This is a genomic window from Limosilactobacillus alvi (assembly GCF_016900115.1).
Taxonomy (GTDB): domain Bacteria; phylum Bacillota; class Bacilli; order Lactobacillales; family Lactobacillaceae; genus Limosilactobacillus; species Limosilactobacillus alvi.
Map to the genome: position 1 here is coordinate 1 of NZ_JACJJQ010000060.1, position 5551 is coordinate 5551.

General features: G+C 39.0%; 4 protein-coding genes. 1 reads left to right on the forward strand and 3 read right to left on the reverse strand.

What is annotated here, in order from left to right:
* From H5993_RS08750 to H5993_RS08760, 3 genes are all read right to left on the reverse strand, one after another.
* Positions 1–2459 (reverse strand): mucin-binding protein (locus tag H5993_RS08750; protein WP_204777070.1); only part of this gene is annotated, 2459 nt, incomplete at its 3' end.
* 611 nt (positions 2460–3070) lie between these two features.
* Complete coding sequence (locus H5993_RS08755) at positions 3071–3616, reverse strand: cysteine hydrolase family protein (protein WP_204777071.1); 546 nt, start codon at positions 3614–3616, stop codon at positions 3071–3073.
* Positions 3617–3661: 45 nt separating this feature from the next.
* The gene (locus H5993_RS08760; protein ID WP_204777072.1) at positions 3662–4183 is read right to left on the reverse strand and encodes a PepSY domain-containing protein; all 522 of its coding nucleotides are present in this window, start codon (positions 4181–4183) and stop codon (positions 3662–3664) included.
* Between the two features lie 597 nt (positions 4184–4780).
* Between H5993_RS08760 and H5993_RS08765 the strand changes: the two genes are divergently transcribed.
* Positions 4781–5392, forward strand: a complete 612-nt coding sequence (locus tag H5993_RS08765) for a DedA family protein (RefSeq protein WP_204777073.1) — start codon at positions 4781–4783, stop codon at positions 5390–5392.
* Positions 5393–5551 lie beyond the last annotated feature (159 nt).

The following is a 5551-nucleotide window of genomic DNA, read 5'->3' on the forward strand; positions in this document are numbered from 1 at the left end:
GGCGTTACGGTCGTTGTACCGTGCTTCAAGACAACAAGGTAGATCTTGCCGTTGTTGGCATCGTCAAATTCTGAGCCAACTTTGCCAGTAAAGCCATCTGATACTAAGACGTAGCCCTTAGCTTCCAATGACTTGATCGTGTCAGTCGTCGTATAGGTGATCTTATCGCCGTATTTGCCGGATAAGTCCTTAGTTTCTAGAACCGCATTGTTACTGTCTTGATCAACGTACTTAACCGTCAAAGAACCATCCTGCTTGTTGTAGACGACTTGCGTGTCCTTGCCGGGATCACTTGGCGTAACTGTTGGCGTTTCTGGCGTGTAACCCGGAATCTTTGGGACTGGTTCGTCAGGCGTTACCTTGGTTGGGTCGGTTGGATCAGTTGGGTAAGTTGGATTTGGCACATTCGGAATCTTGTTGCCGTCAGGGTCAACCGGAATAATCTTGCCGTTTTCGGTGTAAGTTACTGTGTCCTCAACGTTTGGATTATCCACAGTTGCCGTCAAACCACCCGCTACCTTCTTGTCGGCGTGGTAACCGTCAACGACTGGGGTATCCTTCGTTCCGTAAGTCAAACTTTCACCAGTGGTTGTCTTACCATTAACTGTGTAAGTCCAAGGAGTGGATGAGATCGTTTCCCCAGTTACCTTATCAATCGTGACGGTCCGATCAAACTCACCCGTTTGGACATCCTTAGCCGGCGTCTTGTCGCCAGCACCCGTGTAGGTAATAGTCTGGGTTGAAGGAACATTGACCTTAGTTTGGTCTTCAGTGTACTTTGGACTGTCTGGATCGTTAGGATTAATTGGCGTATTTGGATCCTTTGGATCTTCTGGCGTTACGGTCGTTGTACCGTGCTTCAAGACAACAAGGTAGATCTTGCCGTTGTTGGCATCGTCAAATTCTGAGCCAACTTTGCCAGTAAAGTCATCTGATACTAAGACGTAGCCCTTAGCTTCCAATGACTTGATCGTGTCAGTCGTCGTATAGGTGATCTTATCGCCGTATTTGCCGGATAAGTCCTTAGTTTCTAGAACCGCATTGTTACTGTCTTGATCAACGTACTTAACCGTCAAAGAACCATCCTGCTTGTTGTAGACGACTTGCGTGTCCGTGCGGGGATCACTTGGCGTAACTGTTGGCGTTTCTGGCGTGTAACCCGGAATCTTTGGGACTGGTTCGTTAGATTCAACTTTTCTTGGATCTTCTGAATCGTTGGTATATGGAACCTCATCACCAATCTTGTTTCCATCTTTATCAACGGGAACGATGCTACCAACTTGGGTGTAATTGTAGGTTAACGAAGTTGCTCCAGCAATATACGGGTTAGGGAAGGCATAGGTATCCCTGTATCCCCCATTGATTTCTTGGTATTGGCCAGTCCCATCTACTGGAACAGTCATCGTTTTTACAAGTTGACTGTTTTTATAGACCTTAACCGTGAAGGAGCCGCCGCTATTCAAGGTGTAGTCAGCATCAAGACCTGTATAGGTAAAGTGACGCGTCCACGTCTGACCAACCTTATCGGCAGTATATTCGGAAACCTCACCGCTTTGATTACCTTTAGTTTTAGTTAAAACATAACCGTTTACGACCTCTGGTGCTGAAACCTCAATGTATTTACCAGCTAAAACGGTTTGTGGATCTAATTTAGTCTTTACTAACTTACCAGCTTTATCATAATAATTGATCGTTAGCGCAAACTGACCGTTGGTTGGCAAAACCCCAGTAATAACGTTATAACCTTGACTTCGATTAGCAGAGTCTTTTTCACCATCGGAGGAATAGCCATAGTACAAGTTATTATTGTTTCTATTATTATTTTCATAAACCGTATAGGTATTACCATAATTATTGGAGGTAATCCCATTTTGGCTCTTACTTTCGCCACTCGCTAATTTAATTGGACCAGAAATCGTCCCATCCGCTGACTGAGCAAAGATATAAACGGTACCACTTTCACTACCGTCTTGCTTTACCGCTCCATAATAGCTCACATCATTTAATTCATCTTTAACTTCCTTAAAGACAAAATATTCACTGTATGTGTCATTGTTAAATTGACTTGGATAGTCTGATGGCAATGACGTCGTTACCTTGGGAGTATAGTCTGTTGTTGTGCCTTGCGTACTACTTGAGGTAGCTCTAGCAGAACGATTCTGTTGCGTTGCACTAGCATTATTAGCAGCACTCTTATTAGTAGTCGCACTTGATGCACTTTGCGCAACACTACTTGCTGAACCCAGCGAACTAGCACTGGAACCATTAGTTAATGCAGTAGTTCCTGTTGCTCCGGACGTTTGCGTATCCGCATTAGCAGAAATTGTCGAAGCTCCTGCATAGATTGAAACTGAAACCAGCACTGAAGCTACTCCAAGGGACAGCTTCCGCAGAGCCCAATGTTGGTGTTGATCAGCATGTTGCTGATCATATAATTTTTGATTATTTTTCCCAAGCATTTTCTGATTCTCCAATCTATTTATAAGTCAAATTACTAAATATCAATCACTTATCATTAACTTAATAATACTTCAAAAAAAAGAAAAAACAATACTTATTTTTATCTAACTATTTCTTTAATATTAAATTTTAGGGAAAATTAAAAATTATATATACTTGGTGCCCATTCTTAGCGATTTAGCTCTGCTCATTATTTGCTAATCGCTACATTTTGTCTAACAGTTCTTTTTAATTTTTCTGCCAATATTTAAGAATTTATTATAAAAACACCATTAATCGATTACTAACTGACTGGGCAAGAACTATATTTAATTCACTTATAGCTAAGCACTCAACCAACTCTAACTAGCAATTGAAAATTTAAAAATGCTAATATTTCTAACTATCAAAATATATTCTTATCTAAATTTGCTATCACTCTATATATGAAAATTAACTTAATTTTCGCCTATTGTGGTCAACTACTTCCACAAAAACTTAAATGTAAAGCAAACTAAATGATTAGGTACGATGGTAAATCCAGCTTGCAGCTGACCTGTAGTATAATTTTGATACACAAAACCCGATTGATTCGCGAATCAATCGGGTTTTAATTTATCTTTTACTTTAATCATTTAACTGTAGCTCCTAAGGCCGTTTGAAAATGATTGAGTGCCCATGCCTGGCCATGGTTAGTAAAAGTGGCAACTCCATCTTTCAGAATGGTTAGGTGATAGTTGAGGTTATAAGCAGCAATTGCTGTATGCAAAACGCAAATATCAGTACAAACCCCAACTAGCGTTAAATCATCAATTTTTCGTTCCCGTAAAAAATTATCTAAATTCGTATTAGCAAACGCAGAATATCGATTTTTAGCAAATTGCCATACCGTTTCTTCATTTTGATGTTGCTGATACCACGAAGCTAGTTTTCCATATAAAGCATGTCCCCAAGTCCCGGCAATATTATGTGGGGGAAATAACTTATGCTCGGGATGGAAGCGATCGTTTTTAAAATGCGTATCCGTTGGGAGAATTACGTAGTCACCCGCTTGTTCAAACTCCGTTGCCGTCTGGACAATAAAATCTTCTAAAGCTTGCGCTGGCTTTCCACAAGTAAGCTTTCCTTGATCCGCCACAAAATCATTAGTGTAGTCAATAATCAGTAATGCTTTCATTTTTGCAGTCCTCTTAATGTTTCAATCTGCTTAGTTACTGCTCAACTAATCGTCAATTTCTTTACTAATGATTTTACCACTTCTTGCATCGAGGATAACTTCAACTTCTTGCTGATGGTCTTTAATTTTGATTTTCCATTTATCTCTACCATCATCTTTTTCTAAACTAGCTGACACCAGCGAACCTGAAACTTTTGATTGGGCTTTTTTGACTGCGGTGGCCAATGAAATGAGTTTCTTAGGCTTAATCTCATCATTTCGCCAATTATAGTCATCGTTAGCTTCACTAGTATCGTGAATCAGTTTTCCATTTTGATCAAAGACTGCTTGATACTCGCTCTTTTTATCTTGCCCTTCAACTTCAGCTTTAAATTTTGATCCTGCGACTTCCCAGCTAAAACTAGTAATGATCGCTTGCGGATGAGTAGCTTTAAATTTTGCAATAGCCCGCTTATACAAACCATTATCAACGGTTTTTACTTTACCTTGATTTATCTTACTTGAAGCCTGGACCGAATTAGAATTATTTGTTTCTTCCACCTTACTTTGCCAACCAGCAAAAACCAAGCCTCCTAACAAAGCAACCACTAACCATCGCTTGCCCATGATCTTTCCTCCTAACTTAAATTTATCGTTTATCTATTTATAACTATTTTGAAACTTAATTACAATATTTAAGCTAGAATTTTAAAATTAATTAAACCACTAGCTAGTTTTCAATTCTCGAAGCCTTGTTTAAAAGCCACATTTACCTGTTCAAATGGGGATTTTTGCTGATTTCCCGGAATCGCTTTAAAATCAAATTTACGACTTTAGCTAAATATTATTAGCGCACGCACATCTTCAGATGCAAAGGTAAATATTTCTTCAATTCATACTAACAAAGGCGGCTTGATATGGTACTACTTTTATTAGCTTCATCCCCCAAATCATATTTCAGGAGCTAAAGCCTACTGTAATTATAACAGTTTTAATGGATTTTATCTGCTAAATTAAAAAGATAAGTTCGGGGAACGAAGGTTGATTCGGTTCCGATCTTGGTAATAGCAATTTTTCAACTCAATCATTAAAATAAATTAAGATCTGCAACTACTCAATGTTTTCCGCTTCAACTTCTGATATAGTAAAACTAAATAAAACCTAGGAGGAATTAACAAATCTAATATGACTACACTTATCACTGTGCTGATTAATCGGTTTGGATATCTTGCAGTCAGTTTGCTAATCGCCATTGAAAATATTTTCCCGCCAATCCCTTCGGAGGTAATTTTGGCTTTCAGTGGTTTTATAACTACTAAATCCGAACTACAGTTATTTTATTTAGCCCTTGCCTCAACTCTGGGAGCATTAATTGGCGCCCTCACTTTATATTGGATTGGTAGCTTATTAAAAGAAGAGAAAATTAGTCAAATGATGGAACGTCCTTTTTTTCAAAAAATGGGGTTTAAAAAAGATGATGTTACCAAGGCTAATGATTGGTTCCAACGTTATGGCATTTGGACAACTTTTTTTGCCCGGTTTATTCCGATCGTCCGTAGCCTAATCTCCCTTCCAGCTGGGATGGCGAAGGTTGACCTGTTGCGCTTTGTCATCTTTACTGCTTTAGGAAGCTTGATTTGGAATACCGTTCTGCTCAGCCTTGGCGCTTATTTGGGGCAAAATTGGCAACAAGTCGTAATGATCATTGAAGAATACTCAATGATCACTTGTGTTCTGTTGGGATTGATTTTACTCATTGGGTCATACTACTGGTATGCAAATCGCATTCGTAAATAACATGAAAAAGACTGGGAAGAACGCCTTTCTTCCCAGTCTTTTCCTACGATTAGTCAAGCGAAAAGTTATCGAAAATTAGCGTACACTAAACAAACCTGATCTAAATAAGAATTTAAAAATCAGGAAAAAGTGATATATTAAAGAAGAGGGTTAATCCTC

Coding starts and splice junctions, on each gene's coding strand:
- H5993_RS08755 (WP_204777071.1), bottom strand. CDS start 3,616: ATGAAAGCATTACTGATTATTGACTACACTAATGATTTTGTGGCGGAT.
- H5993_RS08765 (WP_204777073.1), top strand. CDS start 4,781: ATGACTACACTTATCACTGTGCTGATTAATCGGTTTGGATATCTTGCA.